Genomic DNA, 17,543 nt, shown 5'->3' on the forward strand with positions numbered 1-17,543 from the left:
TGTATCTGCATGCTACAGTCAGGCGGACGGGTGCTTGGTCACCTTCTGAGACCAGCCATCCAGGGGCCAATCCCGATCCGCTTTGTGAAAAAAAAAGCAGTTTCTTCCTTTGCGTCAGGATGCTGTTTCCGCAAAATTTCCGTCACGAAAATCCTGCAAGGCCTGATACAGTTCCTCCTGGGTATTCATGACAAAAGGTCCATATTGGGCAATGGGTTCATTCAGGGGCTGGCCGGCAATCAGCAGTACCCGAGTGTCGGCACCTGCCTGGATGACGACCCCATCGGCCTGTGCCTGGTTTTCCAGGATAGCCATACGCTGGACCGGCACCGCCTGGCCTTCAATGGACACTTCCCCACGATAAACATAAACAAAGGCATTATGGCTGGCGGGCAGGAGTTGTTCGAAACGGCTGCCGGCTGGCATATGCAGGTCCAGGTAAAGCGGTTCGGTGGCTTCGCGTGTAACGGCACCGGCAACACCATGGCTGCTACCGGCAATCACCGTTACGTCAACGCCTTCCGGTGTGCGAAATTTGGGCAGTTCTTCGGCTTTGATATCCCGGTACCAGGGTTGGGTCATTTTGTTGCGGGCAGGCAGGTTCAGCCACAGCTGGAAGCCTTCCATGACGCCTTCTTCCTGTTGCGGGATTTCCGAGTGGATGACTCCCTTGCCAGCCACCATCCACTGCACACCGCCATTTTCCAGCAGCCCTTCGTTGCCAGCGCTGTCACGGTGCTGCATGCGTCCGGCAATCATGTAGGTAATGGTTTCAAAACCACGGTGCGGGTGGTCGGGGAAACCGGCAATGTAGTCGTCGGCTTTATCGCTGCCAAAATTGTCCAGCATCAGGAAAGGGTCAAGCCGGCGTTGCAGGTTTTGGGTAAGCACCCGGGTTAGTTTCACGCCCGCGCCATCAGAGGTGGGCTGGCCGGCAATAATATGTTCAACCTTACGAGGGTGGGTAACGGTGCTGTGGCTGGTGTTCATGTTTTGCTCCTTGCCGGTATGCCTCATCCGCAGCATGCTGCTTGCAATACCGGAAATTGGGGGATTAATCGTATTGTTCCACTATACACAAGACACCGGTACTGAAAAACCACCAAAATGGACCAGATTGTTTCATAAGAGGAACAATGATAAAGGTGAAAAGCGCAGGCTTGTCAGGTGACGGCAATAGGATGGCAGCAGGAGTACTGATAACACTGGTATAAACCCTGAATAAATGAAGACAGGTCGTATTTAATTTGGATTTTGAGTCGTTAATATATATCATTATGCTTTTTTGTGATAAGCATATGCATATTGGTTATATTGAATATTAAGTGTCTGTGCTTTTTATTTTGTATTTCAGAGGGGGAATAATTCGATTATGCGTTATTCATTAGTTCGATTAATACGGGCCAGTGCCTGGGTGGCCGGCGGGTGGACGCTGGCCTTGCCTTCGGCCATGGCTGCCGATACCATCAACGCAGAGGCCATTGCCAGGGGTAAAACGGTTTCAGCCACCTGTGTGGCCTGTCACCAGGCCAATGGCGCTGGCATGAATCTGCCCCAGGGCGAATCCTGGCCCCGTCTGGCCGGCCTGAACCGGGACTATATGATTGCACAATTGAAAGCGTTTAAGGACGGCACCCGCAAAAATGCGTCTATGGTGGCTTTTGCCTCTATGCTGAATGACGAACAAATAGCTGATGTGGCCAGTTATTATGCCAGTTTGCCGGTTCCTGAAATTGCACCCGTTGCCGCTGATGCGGCATTGTTGAAGCGGGGCGAACAGTTGGCTTTGCAAGGAGACTGGGAGCGTTATATCGTGAGCTGCAAAAGCTGCCATGGGCCCGGTAGCCAGGGTAATGGTGCCGACTTCCCCGTTTTGGCAGGACAGCAGCCTGCTTACATCGTGCAGCAAATCCAGGCATGGAAAAACGGTACCCGTATCAATGACCCACAAGGGTTAATGGCAAGTATTGCCAAGCGTCTTGATGACAACGATACACAGGCAGTAGCGGCATGGCTGGCACAGCAGCCGGTGCAGGAACAAAAGTAAGGGGAAGCAGGCATGAAACATCGTATTAAATTCAGTTCAGTATTGGTTGCGGCTGCGTTGGTTTTTTCAGCGACAGGCGCCCAAGCCACTTCTTTTACCAAACAAGGCAAGGATTTGACACCGGCCGAGCTGGAAATAGTGAAACAAATGGTGCAAGGCGCCGCTTTACCTACTGAAAACGAGTTGGTTCATATTCCTCCCTCCATTGACGAGCTGGAAAACACTGATTTGCATCCGAAAATGAAAGAAGCCATCCGGCGCGGTCATGATTTATTCGTTAATACCCAACAGTTGCGCGGCAAAAACGTGTTCAATAATATGAATTGTTCAAGCTGCCACCTGGCAGACGGGCGGATGCCTTATGGTGGGCCGGTATGGCCTGCAGCCATCGACTTGCCTGCTTACCGCCCCAAAAACGGTCATGTGAATAATCTTGAAGAACGGATTGCCGGCTGTTTTACGTATTCAATGAACGGAAAACCACCTGCCTATGGCAGTGACGATATGTTGGCCCTGTCCCTGTACCATCAGTGGCTGGCAACCGGTGTGCCTATGTTCTCCAAAGATAAAATTTATGGCCGTGGCTTTCCCAAGCCGGCCGATCCTGAACTGAAGCCGGATGCCGCCCGGGGTAAAGTGGCTTATGAAGCTAATTGCACTGTTTGTCATGGTGCTGATGGTGCCGGTCAAACCGAGAATGGCAAGGTGATTTTCCCTGCCTTATGGGGTGATGACTCTTATAACTGGGGTGCCGGCATTTCGCGCGTATTTACCCTGGCCGGTTTTACCAAACACAATATGCCCCTGGGTCAGCCTAATACGCTGTCAGACCAGGAAGCCTGGGATATTGCGCAATACATTGATAGCCAGGAGCGTCCGCAAGATCCCCGTTATACCGGTAATATTAAAGAAACCCGTGAGAAGTATCTGGAAACCTTTCACAAGCACACGATGTATGGCACTGAATATAACGGTAAGGTTCTGGGTGACCACGACAATGTGGGCCATAAAGACTTCCTGAAACCGGACATATTGCGTGACCGTGACTTTACGGGTGCCGCGGTCAAGCCTTAATTGGTATCGGCCAGTTCTGCCATGTCCGTACGGGGGTACCCGAAACAGGATATGGCAGAATCAGGTTTCGATTGAGTTGGGCGGGTCCAGTTTGCGTATATGAACGGTGTCAATGCGTTGTTCTTCGATGCTTGCCACCCGTAATTCAAACTGCTCATGGATCAGGGTTTCTCCTTCTTTGGGCAGGCGGCCAAACCGGCTGATCATATAACCCCCCAGGGATGCATAGTCACCTTCCGCGCTAACCAGGCCTTCTGTCTGGAGCGCAATTTCCAGCTGATGCAGGTCGGCACAGCCTGCCACTGTCCATTGCCCGGGTCCGGTTGCCTGGATTTCCATGGTTTCGTCTTCGTCGGGGAACTCACCGGCAATGGCCTCAAGGATGTCGATGGGTGAAACCACACCCATGAGTTCACCAAATTCATCACTGACCAGAACGATTTGCCCGCTGGCCCTGCGCAAGGTTTCGATCAGGTTGATGGCCGTGATGGATTCCGGCACGTAGATCGGGGTGCGCAAGCTGTTTTTTTCATTGATTTTGCCTTCGCGGATCAGGTCGCCAAGCAGGTCTTTCACACGGGCCACCCCAATAACATTATCAATGGTTCCACGGCAGACCGGGAAGTAACCATGGGGCACTTCAAGCAGTTTTTCACGGATTTTTTCAGGATCTTCATCCAGGTTCACCCATGAGATATCAGAGCGGTGCGTCATGATGGATCGCACGTTGCGTTCGGCCAGTGTCAGGACGCCGCTGACCATGCTGCGTTCTTCCGGGGCAAAGGCGGCAGGCATTATGTCTTCAGGGACATCAGGTAGCTCTCCGATGTGTTCCTCTTCTGACTGGCGTCCACCCAGCAGGCGAAGAACCGCTTTTGAAGTGCGCTCACGCATGGGGAAACGGGCCTGTTTTCGGACAACATTGCGTCGGGCGATCTGGTTCAGGGCTTCAATCATGATAGAAAAGCCAATGGCCGCATACAAATAACCTTTGGGCAGATGAAAGCCCAGGCCTTCAGCGAACAGGCTCAGGCCGATCATGAGCAGGAAGCTCAGGCACAGCACGACAACGGTGGGGTGTGCGTTCACGAAGCGTGTCAGCGGCTTGGAAGCGACCAGCATGACACCGATGGAGATGATGACCGCCGCCATCATGACCGGCAACTGGTCTACCATGCCAACGGCGGTGATGACTGCATCCAGGGAAAAAACGGCATCCAGCACCACAATTTGTGTGACAACGACGCCAAAGCTGGCATAACCGCCCGAGGCAGACCCTTTGTGAGAAACCCCCTCAAGCCGTTCGTGGAGTTCCGTGGTGGCCTTGAAAAGCAGAAAGAGCCCCCCGACCAGCAATATCAGGCTGCGGCCTGAAAAACCATGCCCGAAGAGACTGAACAGGGGGGTGGTGAGCGTGACGATCCAGGAAATGACTGAAAGCAGGCCCAGTCGCATGAGTAACGCCAGTCCAAGGCCGATGACACGGGCCCTGTCCCGCTGGTGAGGGGGCAGCTTTTCAACCAGGATAGCGATGAAAATGAGGTTGTCAATGCCAAGGACGATCTCAAGAACGACAAGCGTGGCAAGACCGATCCAGGCGGTGGGGTCCATGAGCAGTTCAATCATTGTGTTTTCGGGTAAAGGCGTGACAAGGCAAACAGGCGTACAGTGACATTGGCCCGGGACGGATGGGGCCGAAGCAGGCTATGAGGTGTAGCGGGGCGGGCAGGGGAAAAGGCAATCGAAATCTGGCTGGCGCAGGCCAGCCTCGTACTGGGTGGTTCCGTGTCAGAAGCCATAAGTTGGGTTCAATTGAAGTAGGATAAACATAGATAGCTGAATTAAATGTTATTTAAGCGTTGCATGATCCTAGCACGCGAATATGACAATGACAAGACACAAACATGACATATGGGCAGGTGTCCCGGTTGTGTGAAGGGCAATAATTTGTCTGATTTCAGCATTGGGGTGAGGCGGTGAATATGATATAGTTGCGGACTATGCGAATTTTTCAGGATCAACCTCGATACAAGATGACACGCGTCTGGCAAATGCTTTTTTGCCTGACGGTTTTGTCGTTCCTGTGCCGGGCGCTGATTCCTGTGGGCTATATGCCCGACTTTTCCGGCGCCCGTGACGGCAGATTTTCCATTACCATTTGTACCGTTGCCGGTACAAGCACCATCCTGGTGGATGCAAACGGACAGCCGGTCGAGCCATCGTCAGGCGATTATTTTGACAATCAGAATTGCTCATTTTGCCTGCTTGCATCGCCAATATTAATCCCCGCATCGGAAGCGCCTGCATTGGTGACGTTCGTTACGCAACGTCCTGCCCCATTGCTACATGGCAATGAAGCACTCCCTCCTTTGCCCGCCCTGGGCCCGCCGCTGGGCTCCCGTGCCCCTCCTTTAAGCCTCGGTTAACTTTTTGCCAGTGATTGTGTTCGCCTCAATCATGCCTTGACGATTGTTTTCCGAGGTTTTTTTGTGTTTATTGTCCATTCCCGCTTACGCGACAGCGTCAGGCCGGTTGTGCTATTGCCTGTTCTTGCACCTGCTTCAAATATCAGGCCCGCGCCCAGGCATTAAGTCTTTCCGGCGATCCGTGAATCGGTCAATGCATCGGTAACAATCGTCTATTACAGACTCTGGTAACGTCCGGCGTCACAATCAGTTTACGTCCGTGCTTTGTTACCTATAAACATAAATAGATATATAAATTCACAAATGACAGATTTTAATTTTATTTGCCTATCACGTTTTCGCCTGTCTGTTTTGGCCTGCCCTACGGTAGCCGGTGCCCTATTTGGTACTGCCTGGGCCAATACCAGCGTTGCCAGTGTTACCCAATTGGAGCCCATTGTGGTAACGGCATCGGCAAGCGAGCGTTTGTTGGAGGATGCACCCGCCAGTGTCACGGTGTTAAACAGCGAGGAGCTGAGTCATCGGCCGATTTATGATGTGGCCCAGGCGGTGGAGGGCACCCCTGGTGTTACGTTGAGTAGCGTTGGCATTAATGGCAAGGGTATTTCAATCCGCGGCATGAAAACAGACCACACCCTGGTCCTGTATGACGGCATGCGTATCAACCAGTCGGGTCCCCTTATTTTTGGTTCGGATTTTGAACACGGCTGGATGCCGGCGGAAGCCATTGAACGTATTGAAATTGTCCGTGGTCCCATGTCTTCGCTTTACGGTTCCGAGGCGCTTGGGGGAGTCGTCAACGTGATATCACGACGTGCCACCGATGAGTGGGTCAGTGTTTTTTCTGCCGATGGCGTTTTTCCCCGCACCAGTCGGGGCGGTGACCGTCACCGTCTGGGTGCCTATATTTCAGGTCCACTGGTACAGGACGTGCTTGGCCTGACGGTGTCCGGGCAATATCAACATACGCAGGCCTTATACACGCCTCAAAGTGCAACGCCCACGGCTTTTCATGAGACCTCCATGGGGTACCGGAAAGACCTGTTGGGCACGGTGGGATTAACCTGGACCCCTGATGACAGGCAACGCCTGGACGCCACCATGAGTGTCGGCAAAGAAGATCGTTGGCGCAATAGCACCACTTACCGTTCAGATGACAATATTCGCCGGCAGCGCCTTTCCCTGTCACATTCCGGAGACTGGGACTGGGGGAAAAGTGAAGTCAAGCTGTACCGCTCCAACCTCAAGCGTGTCAATGACCGGACAGACGGTGGCAGCACCGGCCCGCACCAGTTTACCGATAAGGTTGCCAGTGGCATGATCAGCTTTGAGCCATTGACTGGACACACCGTTACGCTGGGCGGTGAATTGCGCAAGGAAACCCTGGAAGACCCCACCGTGAATGCGTCCGGCCGGGAAAATGCTACCCACAAGGCTTTTTTCCTGCAGGATGAAATGATGCTGGGGGAAAACTGGGAGTTGCTGCTTGGCAGCCGTTTCGACCATCATCCCAATTATGGCTGGCAGACCAGTCCGCGTGCCTATGTACTGTATCACTTCAATGATGAGCTGGTTTTCAAGGGTGGTGTGGGCAAGGGTTTTCGGGCTCCCACACTTAAACAGCTGTCACCCGGATATCGCGGTACATGGGGGCGGGGTTCAGAAATCTTCGGCAACCCAGACCTGAAGCCCGAGACCTCGGTGTCGTATGAAGCGGGGTTTGATTATACCGGTGACCGCTGGCAGGCCAATGCCATGCTATTCCTGAACCAGGTTGATGATTTGATTGATAGCCACTGTGTTTCCGGGTGTAGTGGCAAGATCAAAACACATGAGTACATTAACATCAACAAGGCTCGCATTAGCGGCCTGGAGCTGGTCTTTGGTGTTGAGCTGCCCTGGAACCTGCATCTGAAAACCAACTATACCTATCTGGATGCGGTGGATCGCACCAGCAAAACGCGCCTGACGGACCGACCGCGCCATACCGCCAATGCCACATTGAACTGGCAACCGGCAGATGACTGGGACGCCAGCCTCAGGTGGCAGTATGTCGGTTCACAACGGACGACTTCAGGGTCGGGGTATCAGCCTGCCTATTCAATCCTTTCCCTGTACGGCAGTTACGATGTCAACCGTCATGTGACTTTGCATGCGGGTATTGAAAACCTTACCGACAAGCGTCTGGCCGATGAGTCTGCAGACTATGTGTTCAGTGATGAAGGGCGTCGTTTGTTCGTTGGCATGGAAATGAGGTTTTAAGCATATGCGAAAGCTCATTCTTAATCTATGGATGCTGTTGTGGTGCCTGGGTGTTTCCGGGTTTGTACAGGCTCAACCTGCCGTTGATGCTTCGGCACCGCTTGTCAAAGTCGTCACCAACCGTTCGGTGCTGCCGGCAAAATTCCATGTGCTGGCACCGATTGCCGAACGTGCGGGTGTCCGGCTTGAACACGTGGATGTTGGCACGATAGGTGCACCCGCCGGGCATTGGTTGCAGGGCGCCAGCCTGGTGGTGCTGGATACGCCACGGCCCAGTGCCCGTGCCGAAGTGGATGGTGTGATCGGTGAAAACCTGCGGCAGGGGAATATCCCCTGGCTCAGGGTTGGCAGCCGTGTTGAAGACTTTGGTGGCATGACGGCCGAACAGGCCCGGCAACTGTCCAGCTATTACACCAACGGCGGTACCGGCAATTACGGCTTGTTTTTCCAGGCCGCCAAAGACCTTGCCGAAGGCCGTTCCATTGCCTCGCTGCCGGCTGCCGAACCGGTGCCTGAGACGGGGTTTTATCATCCGGCCGCCCCGCAGGTATTCGAGTCGCTTGAGCCTTACCTGGCCTGGGCCCGGGCACGCATGCCCCAGCCCGTTGGCCACGTTGCCTTCCTGATTCACAATGGCGTGGTCAGTGACATGCAGACGCAGCTTATTGATGCCCTGATTGCCGCATCTGAAGCCAGAAACATCTTGCCTGTTGCCTTCTGGTATGACAGTAACGACCCCAAGGCGTTGACGAAAGTGGTCAAGCCGGCCGGTGCCGATGCGATGGTCAACCTGCGCATGACGCAGAACAGCACCGAGCGCGCTGCCGAACTGGCGCAACTGGGTATCCCCGCGATCCAGACCCTGACCTATCGTGAGGGTGATCAGGTCCAATGGCTGGCAGCGCCCAGTGGTGTGGCGCAAAGGGTTGTGCCGATCTTCATGGCTATTCCTGAAACCTGGGGCATGAGCGATCCGATGGTGTTGTCTGTCTTGCAGGACGGAGCGGCGGTGCCCATGGCCGAACAGGTGGACGGTTTGCTGGATAAATTGCGCAAGTTGATTGAGTTGCGCCGTAAGCCTGCCAGCGGCAGGCAGCTGGCACTGATGTTCTGGAATTATCCACCCGGTGAGCGCAATTTTGGTGCTTCCCACCTGAATGTCCCGGTCAGTATTGAAAATATTACCGGGGCGCTGAAGCAGGCGGGCTACGACATTGATCCCATCAAGGAAGTCGACATGATTGAAAAAGGCCAGGCCATGCTGTCCATGCTGTACCGAAGCAGCCCGCCAGAAGACCTGCTGGCCCGTGACCTGGCAGCGGTGCTGCCGGTGTCACAATACCAGGCATGGCTGGACAAACTGCCGGCCGGGCCACGCGAGGGCATGGCGGTTTGGGGGAATCCGGCAGACCATTGGGCGGTACGCACGGTGGATGGCGTGCCTGCGTTCGTGATTCCCAGAATGAAGTTGGGTAAGCTGGTGATCATGCCACAAATGCCCAGGGCCGCGGAAATGGGCAGTCATTACCACGATGAATCGAAAGCACCCGATCATTTGTACATGGCGGCTTATTTGTGGTTGCGAGAAGTGTTCGGTGCCAACGCCCTGATCCATCTGGGCACGCATGGCACACAGGAATGGTTGCCCGGCAAGGACAGGGGGCTTTCCATGCGTGACTATCCCTTCCTGGCATTGGGAGATTTACCTGTTTTCTACCCTTATATCCAGGATAACGTCGGTGAGGCGCTACAAACGCGGCGCCGGGGCAGGGCGGTGTCCATCAGTCATCAAACACCGCCTTTCGCACCGGCAGGGCTTTATGACGAACTGCGCGATATGCTGACGCTTATAGAGGAGTATGAGCAGCTTGATGAAGGTGCCGTGCAGCAGGCGGTCATGGAAAAAATCCTGGCCGCCACACGTGATTCCAGCCTGATTCAGGATTTGGGCTGGCAGGAAAGCCAGGCACGTGAGGATTTTTCGGGTTTTCTGCAGGTTTTGCACGATCACTTGCAGTCACTGGCCCAAACCGCCATGCCACTGGGGCTGCATCGTTTTGGCCAGCCTTCTGCGCCGGAGCACCGGCTTTTCGTGGTGATGCAACAGCTGGGACAGCCTTTTTATGAGGCGCTGGGCTTGCCGGATGGGGTGTTGGCGGAAGATTTCACGAAGCTGCAAAGCAGTGTTCCTTATCAAACCCTGAGCCGTTACTTGCGTGAGGGTGAAGATATTGCCACGGCTGTGCCTGAACTTCAGGCGCATCTGCGGCGTGCCCAAGAGCTGGACGCAGGCCTGGCTGATACCGGCGAGATGGAAGCGTTATTAAGCGGCTTGTCGGGCGGTTTCGTGTTGCCGGGGCCGGGGGGCGATCCCATACGCCGTCCCGGTTTGGCCAGCGGCCGTAATCTGTATGCGCTGGAACCCGATAAATTGCCCACGCCTGCCGCTTATGAAAGCGGTGGCACGGCATTGATGCAGCTGGTGGATACTTATCGCAGCGAGCATCAGGGCGTCTGGCCCCAACGCCTGGCATTCAGCCTGTGGGCGGGTGAGGCGGTGCGTCATCAAGGCATTACCGAAGGGCAGGTTTTACAGGCGCTGGGTCTGAAACCGGTATGGGCGCGCAATGGCCGGATTTCCCGTCTGGAGATCATTCCTGCCACTACGCTGGGCCGGCCGCGTATTGATGTTGTCATTCAGACAACGGGGGTGTACCGGGATCAGTTTGACGGTTTTATGCGCTTGCTGGCCGAGGCCATGAATCGGCTTGCGGAGCTGGATGAACCGGATAATCCGGTTGCGTCCAATACAAAGCGGATCACGGCTGAATTGCTGGCATCGGGCATGTCTGCAAACGAGGCCGGGCAGGCTGCCCGCTATCGGATTTTCAGCAGTGCGCCGGGCAATTATGGCACGGGCCTGCCCGGCATGATGCAGCAATCCACCCAGTGGGAAGGGGATGCCGCCTTGGCCGGGCAGTTCCTGAGTCGCATGCAGTATGCCTATGGCAGTGAAGGCTGGGCCATCAAGCCGTCTTCGGTCAACCTGCTGGCGGCCCAGTTGCGGGGCACCGATGCAGCGGTCATGTCACGCACATCAAACATACATGGTGTGCTTTCCACCGATCATCCCTTCGAGTTCCTGGGGGGGCTGTCGGTGGCGATCCGGCATCTGGAGGGCAAAAGCCCACCACTGTATATCTCTGATTTGCGCCACAAAGAACCCAAGACCACTTCCATGCAAGCCTTTCTTTCCAACGAAATGCGGGTCAGATACCTGAATCCGCACTGGATACAGGGCATGCAAACTGAAGGTTATGCCGGTACGCTGGAGGTTGTGGATACGGTTAACAACCTGTTTGGCTGGCAGGCCGTAGACCCGGCTACCGTGCGGCCTGATCAATGGCAGGCCATCTTCGACACTTATATTGAAGATACCCGCCAATTGGGTACGAATGAGTGGTTTGAGCAGCACAACCCAACCGCCCAGGCGCAGTTGCTGGAACGCATGGCCGAAGCCATACGCAAAGGCTATTGGGATGCGCCCGAAGCCACCCGGCAGGCGCTGGCCGAGCGCTGGCAGGAACTGGTGCAGCAGTTCGATGTTACGGCCGGAGATTCGCTGACACAGGCTTTTGTGGCGGACATGGCCCAGGGCTTTGGCCTGGTGCAAGCGGCTGCAGAAATGGATGCCGCAACACCTGACTCCGCTTCTGCCGCCGACACCCAGGCACCGTCTGTGGTTAGTGGCCAGGTTATGCAGGCGGTGGAAACGGCACCGCCATCGTTTCCCTGGATGCTGGTTTTTTCATTTGTCCTGTTGGGGGCAGCCACCTTGTATGGTGCCCTGCGCCAATGGCGCGGGACCCGTACAGGGCATGCGCATGCATAATTTTTTTTGGAGTATTAAATGAACTTTCTTGAATCAGGCCTGTACGAACTTGCCAGTCTTTTCCTTGCACCCGTACTTGTAATGATTTTGTTGTGCCTGTTGTATTCCTTCGCTTCGCTGGGTGGCTTTGCGGTTGAGTGGTGGCAAAGACGCCAGCAACGTGCGCAATGGGTGCTACGCCGGCGGCATGCCAGCCATGGTGGCACTGCAGATGATCTGGAACTATGGATTATGCATCGCCTGGAACTGTTGCGTATTGTGTCGCGCACGGCACCCATGCTGGGTTTGATTGCCACCATGATACCCATGGGGCCAGCCTTGCTGGCGCTTGGCGGGGGCAATGCCGCCGGTGTTGGCGAGAACCTGGTGACCGCTTTTTCTGCGGTTATTTTGGCATTGATTGCCGCCAGCATTACGTTTTTCATTTTGACGGTGCGGCGGCGCTGGCTGTTACAGGAACTGCGTGAGCTGGAACGCCAGGGCCTGCTTGTCATGCAGGAGGCCTAAGCATGCGATTTCTGGAATCTGATGACGCAGACGATCCCATCCTTTCGGTGGTTAATATGATTGACCTGTTTCTGGTGGTGATTGGCATTTTGATGGTGGTGGTTGCCCTTAACCCGCTTAATCCGTATGCCGCCCAGGATGTGATTGTGATTGAAAATCCTGGCAAGGCCAATATGTCCATGACGATTAAAGAGGGTGAAGAGCTGACCCGTTATGAGTCCAATGGTGAAATCGGGCAGGGGCAGGGTGTAAAAGCCGGCATTACCTACCGGCTTGATGACGGGCGCATGATTTATGTGCCTGAAACGGTTGCCGCCCGTTAAAAAAATCTTCGTTATTTAACGTGCTAGCCGTTTGCCCTGGATAGGGTGAACGGTTTTTAATTAATTTTGGTGCCGGTAGTCTTGGTAAGGTTTTGCCATTTGATGGCTTCCTGTTTGATGAAAGCCGCGAAATCTTCAGGGGTATCGTGTACGGAGCCAGAACCGGTTTCATCCTGAATGCGTTTGTATTCTTTTGTTTGCATGAAATCAAGGATGGTCCAGTTCAGTTTGTTGATGACATTCGTTGATGTGTTGGCAGGTGCAAACAGGCCGTACCAGGCAGAGATTTTCACGTCTGGCAGCCCGGCTTCGGCAAACGTGGGTACATTGGGCAAGAGCTTGGAGCGTTCAGGGCTGGTAATGGCGATAGGGCGTACTTTGCCTGCCCTGATATGCGGCACAATGGCAATGGTGCTGTCGAACATCATCGTGACGCGACCCCGCAGAAGGTCTGCGATGGCCGGTGCGGTACCCCTGTAAGGGACATGGATCATATCCAGTTTGCCGTTTATCCGAAAAAGTTCGCCCGCCAGATGTTGCGTGGTGCCATTGCCGGCAGAAGCCCAATGAAAGTTGCCGTTCTGCCCCTTGATGTATGTTAGCAGTTCCTGCAGATTATGGGCCGGAACGGTTGGGTTCACCACCAATACCAGTGGCACTTGCAACAGGCTGCTGATGGGCGTGAAGTCTTTCTGGGCGTCATAAGGCATTGCTGCGTTTACATAGGGGTTGATGACGATGGGGCCACTGGAAGTAAACAATAAAGTGTGACCATCGGGCCTTGCCTTGGCCACCATGTTGCTACCGATATTGCCACTTGCACCGGACTGGTTTTCAATGATTACCGGGCGGCCCAGTACTTTTTGCATATGTGCGGCCAGAGGGCGGGCCCCCATGTCTGAAGGGCCGCCGGGTGGCCAGGGCACCACCATGGTAATGGTATGTGACGGGAACGAGTTTGCCTTGGCAGCGCCGCTTGAAACGGCTATTGCCATGCCTGCTGCCGCCAGAAAGGATTGCCATTTTATTTTCATTATTGGTCTCCTTTGGTTGTTTGTTTCATTATTAAAATATTCGGAGTTTCTTGTAAGTGGTTTTTACCATGATGTGGAATTTGGCGAAGTATAGGACAAATTATTGTTTTTAACCATCCATCAGGTGCATACCAGCTTTGCTTTGGCCGTGCCTTGATGGCACCAGGCTGAGGTGCCAGGACTTGGTACTGTGTAAAAATCTCCCCCGCCAGACCGGTAGGTCAGTGGTGGGAGCAGGTTAAACCGGTGCATTGTCAATTCTGGACAAGTCATCATTCACCGCAAATATTTTTCCATTCACATGGGGAATGCCAAAGCTCTTCAAACGGGCGGCGTGCATGTCCAGATAGGCCAGGGCACTGGATTTGTCCTGAAACAGGTAAATACCACCGGCCTCATTGGCACTTTCATTTTCTGTCCATATTTTCCAGATCAGACCGGGTTCTTTCGCAATAGATTGGGCCAGCTCATTCATTATTCGGGTCATTTCCTGACCCCAGGGGCCGGTGTAGGGGAAGTCAACTTGGAGCAGGTATTTCATGTTTGCATGATTCCGTAGTTAGGGATGAAAGTCTCTAGTGTACTACCCAGAACTGCTTCCTCCAATGTTCTGCAAAGCAGGGTGTCTATGTGCGGGCAGCTAAACGGCTGTATGGCAAAGCTGGTATGTACCGGGCGCATGGGTGGATTCATTGGCATGCCATATACTGCGAAACCATAAGGCTGCAATCACATTTTCACAAGCAGTCCGGTTTCAAATTATCGGGTTCATATGCGTACACAATTATTTAAGAACTATATAGGTGGTCAGTGGGTGAGCGCTGAATCAGTCAGCACCAACCGTAATCCATCCAATATTAAAGACATTATTGGCGATTTTGGACAGGCGGATCTTGAGCAGGCGAAAACTGCCATTCAGTCTGCCAGGGATGCGTTCCCAGCCTGGGCCATGTTTTCCATGCAAGAGCGTTCCAATATCCTGGCCCGTGCCTCGGCCGAAATTCTGGCCCGCAAAGATGAGCTGGGCCGGCTGCTGGCCCGTGAAGAAGGCAAAACATTGCCTGAAGCAATTGGCGAAGTGGCCCGTGCCGGGCAGATATTCGGCTTTTTTGCCGGAGAAGTCTTGCGCATGGCCGGTGAAAAACTGCCTTCGGTACGCCCCGGGGTGGATATTGAAATTACCCGCGAACCTTTAGGCGTCATTGGTATTATCACGCCCTGGAACTTCCCGATTGCCATCCCGGCCTGGAAGATTGCGCCTGCCCTGGCCTACGGCAATACCGTTGTATTCAAACCGGCCGAACTGGTGCCAGCCAGTGCATGGGCACTGGTGGATATCCTGGTGCGGGCGGGTTTGCCTGCCGGTGTGTTGAATCTGGTGATGGGACGTGGTTCAGTGGTGGGTGAGGAAATCGTGACCAGCCCTGATGTGGACGGGGTTTCTTTTACCGGTTCGGTCGCCACCGGGCAGGCTATTGCGGCCAAAGTGGTGGCCCGCATGGGCAAGGTACAACTGGAAATGGGCGGCAAGAACCCGCTGGTGGTGACAGATGATGCCGACCTGGATGTGGCGGTGGAATGCGCGATCCAGGGTTCCTATTTTTCAACGGGGCAGCGTTGCACGGCTTCTTCACGGCTGATTGTCACGCCCGGCATTCATGACCATTTTGTCCAGGCCATGCAAGAACGTCTGGCTGCCCTGAACGTGGATGATGCGCTGGCCGCGGGCACCGATATTGGCCCCGTGGTTGACCAGAATCAGCTGGAAACCGACCTGTCTTATATCAATATTGGTGTGGAAGAAGGCGCGCGCCTGGTGTATGGGGGCGAGCGTTTGCAACGCCAGCATGACGGATTCTACCTGTCTCCGGCCCTGTTTGTGGATGTGGACAATAGGATGCGCATTGCACGGGAAGAAATTTTCGGGCCGGTTGCCGCCGTGATTCGTGCCAGTGATTATGAGCATGCCCTGGCATTGGCCAATGATACGCAGTTCGGCTTGTGTGCCGGGATTGTGACCACCTCACTCAAGCTGGCAACACACTTTAAACGTCATGCCCAGACCGGCATGGTCATGGTGAACCTTGCGACTGCCGGGGTGGATTATCACGTTCCTTTTGGTGGCCGCAAGGGCTCCAGTTATGGGCCTCGGGAGCAGGGCAGGTATGCCGCCGAGTTCTACACCACCGTGAAAACCGCTTATGTGAATGCCTGATTGGCTTTTTGAACTAAAAACCATCAACCCCCCGACTTGATTAACGAGTTTTTCCATTAATACTTGAAGTAGATACATAACATGACGATTGCTCAAACGCCTGATATTCCTTCCCGCAATGGTGGCCAGATTCTGGTTGAGGCACTGCGCTATAACCAGGTTGATACCGTGTACTGTGTACCCGGAGAAAGTTACCTGCCGGTGCTGGATGCCCTGCACGATGCTTCGCAAATCCGCACCATTGTGACTCGCCATGAGGGTGCCGCTTCCAATATGGCCGATGCCTATGGCAAACTCACAGGCCGGCCGGGTATTGCTTTTGTCACCCGGGGACCGGGGGCGACTCATGCCAGTAATGGCGTGCATACCGCCAAACAGGATTCTACCCCCATGATTCTATTTGTGGGCCAGGTGGAAACCACCATGAAAGAGCGTGAGGGTTTTCAGGACGTGGATTACCGCCAGATGTTTGGTGGTCTGGCCAAATGGGCCACCGAGATTGAAGACATTGAGCGTATCCCCGAAGTGGTGGCACGTGCGTTCAGTGTTGCCATGTCGGGCCGGCCCGGGCCGGTGGTAGTGGCTTTGCCCGAAGATATCCTTTTCAATGCGGCCACGGTGGCAGATGCCCCGCCGGTACGCATTAGCCATGCTGCGCCTTCGCAAGAAGACCTTGATGAACTGGCCGGTTTGCTGGCCCAGGCCAAACAACCCCTGCTGGTGTTGGGTGGAACCGGCTGGACACCAAAGGCAAACCGTGATCTGGCCTGTTTTGTTCAAGCTTATAATTTGCCGGTGACCGCTTCGTTCCGTCGTCAGGACTTGTTTGATAATCGCGATGCGCATTATGTTGGCCAGCTGGGCCTGGGTACTTCGCCCCAATTGGCTGAGCGGGTCAAACAGGCTGATCTGTTGCTGGTACTGGGCTCACGCCTGACTGATACCCCTACGGCAGGATACAGCCTGGTCACCTCGCCCAGCCCCGGGCAGACCCTGGTTCATTTACATGTCGACCCGGCTGAACTCAACCGTGTTTTTGTGGCGCATTTGCCCATCAATAGCAGCATGCCGGCAGCTGCAGCGGCATTGGCCCGCCTGAAGCCGCAATCTGAGCCTGTATGGCGTGACTGGACTGCCGCTGCCCGGGCCGACTATATGACGCACTCTACCCCACAGACACCTGTTGCGGATTACAAGGGTGTGGATATGGGGGCGGTTGTGGCGCATTTGAATAATGTATTGCCCGATGATGCGATTATTGCCAACGGTGCCGGTAATTATACCGTCTGGGTACACCGCTTTTTCCGTTACCGCCAGCCTGCCACCGAACTGGCACCTACCAATGGCGCCATGGGTTACGGCCTGCCGGCAGCGATTGCTGCCAAGCTGCATGCGCCTGAAAAAACCGTCGTCTGTTTTGCCGGTGATGGCTGCTTCATGATGTATCCGCAAGAGCTGGCCACAGCCATGCAGTTTGGCGCACCCGTGGTGGTGATAGTGGTCAATAACGGCATGTTCGGCACCATCCGCATGCATCAGGAGCGGGAGTATCCGGGTCGGGTTTCCGGAACGGCGCTGTCCAATCCCGATTTTGTTACGTTTGCCCATGCGTTTGGCGCCTATGCCGAACGGGTGCAGGAAACGGCTGATTTTCCGGTGGCTTTTGAACGGGCACTGGCTTCGGGCAAGCCCGCCTTGTTGGAACTGTGTACCGACCCGGCACAGATTAACCCGCAATTGCGTTTGGCATCCGTATAGGGCAC

General features: G+C 54.5%; 14 protein-coding genes. 9 read left to right on the forward strand and 5 right to left on the reverse strand.

Going from position 1 to position 17,543, the window contains the following annotated elements; all coding sequences use genetic code 11:
• Positions 1 to 114: 114 nt before the first annotated feature.
• Positions 115 to 990 (reverse strand): pirin family protein, encoded by an 876-nt coding sequence (locus tag HCX92_RS01325; RefSeq protein WP_169293116.1) that lies wholly within the window; start codon positions 988 to 990, stop codon positions 115 to 117.
• A gap of 382 nt (positions 991 to 1,372) precedes the next feature.
• On the opposite strand from HCX92_RS01325, the gene HCX92_RS01330 reads away from it, so the two are divergent.
• Positions 1,373 to 2,047 carry a cytochrome c gene (locus tag HCX92_RS01330; protein ID WP_169293117.1) on the forward strand — a complete coding sequence of 225 codons (675 nt, stop codon included), beginning with the start codon at positions 1,373 to 1,375 and terminating at the stop codon, positions 2,045 to 2,047.
• 12 nt (positions 2,048 to 2,059) lie between these two features.
• Positions 2,060 to 3,121, forward strand: a complete 1,062-nt coding sequence (locus HCX92_RS01335) for a c-type cytochrome (RefSeq protein WP_169293118.1) — start codon at positions 2,060 to 2,062, stop codon at positions 3,119 to 3,121.
• 60 nt (positions 3,122 to 3,181) lie between these two features.
• Here the strand turns inward: HCX92_RS01335 and HCX92_RS01340 are convergent, their stop codons facing one another.
• Positions 3,182 to 4,744 carry a TerC family protein gene (locus HCX92_RS01340; RefSeq protein ID WP_169293193.1) on the reverse strand — a complete coding sequence of 521 codons (1,563 nt, stop codon included), beginning with the start codon at positions 4,742 to 4,744 and terminating at the stop codon, positions 3,182 to 3,184.
• The gene (locus tag HCX92_RS01345) at positions 4,744 to 4,920 is read right to left on the reverse strand and encodes a hypothetical protein (protein ID WP_169293119.1); all 177 of its coding nucleotides are present in this window, start codon (positions 4,918 to 4,920) and stop codon (positions 4,744 to 4,746) included. The genes HCX92_RS01340 and HCX92_RS01345 overlap by 1 nt, the downstream gene beginning before the upstream one ends.
• Before the next feature lie 234 nt (positions 4,921 to 5,154).
• On the opposite strand from HCX92_RS01345, the gene HCX92_RS01350 reads away from it, so the two are divergent.
• From HCX92_RS01350 to HCX92_RS01370, 5 genes are all read left to right on the forward strand, one after another.
• Entirely contained in the window at positions 5,155 to 5,547 is a 393-nt protein-coding gene (locus HCX92_RS01350; protein ID WP_169293120.1) for a DUF2946 family protein, read from the forward strand.
• A gap of 303 nt (positions 5,548 to 5,850) precedes the next feature.
• A complete protein-coding gene (locus HCX92_RS01355; protein ID WP_169293121.1) occupies positions 5,851 to 7,809 on the forward strand; it encodes a TonB-dependent receptor domain-containing protein in 1,959 nt (652 codons plus the stop codon).
• 4 nt (positions 7,810 to 7,813) lie between these two features.
• The gene (gene cobN, locus HCX92_RS01360) at positions 7,814 to 11,701 is read left to right on the forward strand and encodes a cobaltochelatase subunit CobN (RefSeq protein WP_169293122.1); all 3,888 of its coding nucleotides are present in this window, start codon (positions 7,814 to 7,816) and stop codon (positions 11,699 to 11,701) included.
• 18 nt (positions 11,702 to 11,719) lie between these two features.
• Positions 11,720 to 12,208: a MotA/TolQ/ExbB proton channel family protein gene (locus HCX92_RS01365; protein ID WP_169293123.1), complete on the forward strand. Its 489-nt coding sequence runs from the start codon at positions 11,720 to 11,722 to the stop codon at positions 12,206 to 12,208.
• A 2-nt stretch (positions 12,209 to 12,210) separates the two neighbouring features.
• On the forward strand, positions 12,211 to 12,531 hold the full coding sequence (locus tag HCX92_RS01370; RefSeq protein WP_169293124.1) for a DUF2149 domain-containing protein: 321 nt from the start codon (positions 12,211 to 12,213) through the stop codon (positions 12,529 to 12,531).
• Positions 12,532 to 12,587: 56 nt separating this feature from the next.
• Here the strand turns inward: HCX92_RS01370 and HCX92_RS01375 are convergent, their stop codons facing one another.
• Positions 12,588 to 13,565 carry a tripartite tricarboxylate transporter substrate binding protein gene (locus HCX92_RS01375; RefSeq protein ID WP_169293125.1) on the reverse strand — a complete coding sequence of 326 codons (978 nt, stop codon included), beginning with the start codon at positions 13,563 to 13,565 and terminating at the stop codon, positions 12,588 to 12,590.
• 238 nt (positions 13,566 to 13,803) lie between these two features.
• Positions 13,804 to 14,106 carry a monooxygenase gene (locus HCX92_RS01380; RefSeq protein WP_169293126.1) on the reverse strand — a complete coding sequence of 101 codons (303 nt, stop codon included), beginning with the start codon at positions 14,104 to 14,106 and terminating at the stop codon, positions 13,804 to 13,806.
• 231 nt (positions 14,107 to 14,337) lie between these two features.
• On the opposite strand from HCX92_RS01380, the gene HCX92_RS01385 reads away from it, so the two are divergent.
• Positions 14,338 to 15,780, forward strand: a complete 1,443-nt coding sequence (locus HCX92_RS01385) for an aldehyde dehydrogenase family protein (protein WP_169293127.1) — start codon at positions 14,338 to 14,340, stop codon at positions 15,778 to 15,780.
• An 81-nt stretch (positions 15,781 to 15,861) separates the two neighbouring features.
• Complete coding sequence (locus HCX92_RS01390; RefSeq protein WP_169293128.1) at positions 15,862 to 17,538, forward strand: thiamine pyrophosphate-binding protein; 1,677 nt, start codon at positions 15,862 to 15,864, stop codon at positions 17,536 to 17,538.
• Positions 17,539 to 17,543 lie beyond the last annotated feature (5 nt).

The sequence above is a fragment of the Advenella sp. EE-W14 genome (assembly GCF_012923605.1).
Lineage (GTDB): Bacteria > Pseudomonadota > Gammaproteobacteria > Burkholderiales > Burkholderiaceae_B > Advenella > Advenella alkanexedens.

What these genes read in the sequence shown, in the direction of transcription:
- HCX92_RS01325 (WP_169293116.1), bottom strand. Translation starts at nt 990, where the DNA reads ATGAACACCAGCCACAGCACCGTTACCCACCCTCGTAAGGTTGAACAT.
- HCX92_RS01385 (WP_169293127.1), top strand. Translation starts at nt 14,338, where the DNA reads ATGCGTACACAATTATTTAAGAACTATATAGGTGGTCAGTGGGTGAGC.
- HCX92_RS01370 (WP_169293124.1), top strand. Translation starts at nt 12,211, where the DNA reads ATGCGATTTCTGGAATCTGATGACGCAGACGATCCCATCCTTTCGGTG.
- HCX92_RS01380 (WP_169293126.1), bottom strand. Translation starts at nt 14,106, where the DNA reads ATGAAATACCTGCTCCAAGTTGACTTCCCCTACACCGGCCCCTGGGGT.
- HCX92_RS01335 (WP_169293118.1), top strand. Translation starts at nt 2,060, where the DNA reads ATGAAACATCGTATTAAATTCAGTTCAGTATTGGTTGCGGCTGCGTTG.
- HCX92_RS01350 (WP_169293120.1), top strand. Translation starts at nt 5,155, where the DNA reads ATGACACGCGTCTGGCAAATGCTTTTTTGCCTGACGGTTTTGTCGTTC.
- cobN (WP_169293122.1), top strand. Translation starts at nt 7,814, where the DNA reads ATGCGAAAGCTCATTCTTAATCTATGGATGCTGTTGTGGTGCCTGGGT.
- HCX92_RS01365 (WP_169293123.1), top strand. Translation starts at nt 11,720, where the DNA reads ATGAACTTTCTTGAATCAGGCCTGTACGAACTTGCCAGTCTTTTCCTT.
- HCX92_RS01345 (WP_169293119.1), bottom strand. Translation starts at nt 4,920, where the DNA reads ATGGCTTCTGACACGGAACCACCCAGTACGAGGCTGGCCTGCGCCAGC.
- HCX92_RS01390 (WP_169293128.1), top strand. Translation starts at nt 15,862, where the DNA reads ATGACGATTGCTCAAACGCCTGATATTCCTTCCCGCAATGGTGGCCAG.
- HCX92_RS01375 (WP_169293125.1), bottom strand. Translation starts at nt 13,565, where the DNA reads ATGAAAATAAAATGGCAATCCTTTCTGGCGGCAGCAGGCATGGCAATA.
- HCX92_RS01330 (WP_169293117.1), top strand. Translation starts at nt 1,373, where the DNA reads ATGCGTTATTCATTAGTTCGATTAATACGGGCCAGTGCCTGGGTGGCC.
- HCX92_RS01355 (WP_169293121.1), top strand. Translation starts at nt 5,851, where the DNA reads ATGACAGATTTTAATTTTATTTGCCTATCACGTTTTCGCCTGTCTGTT.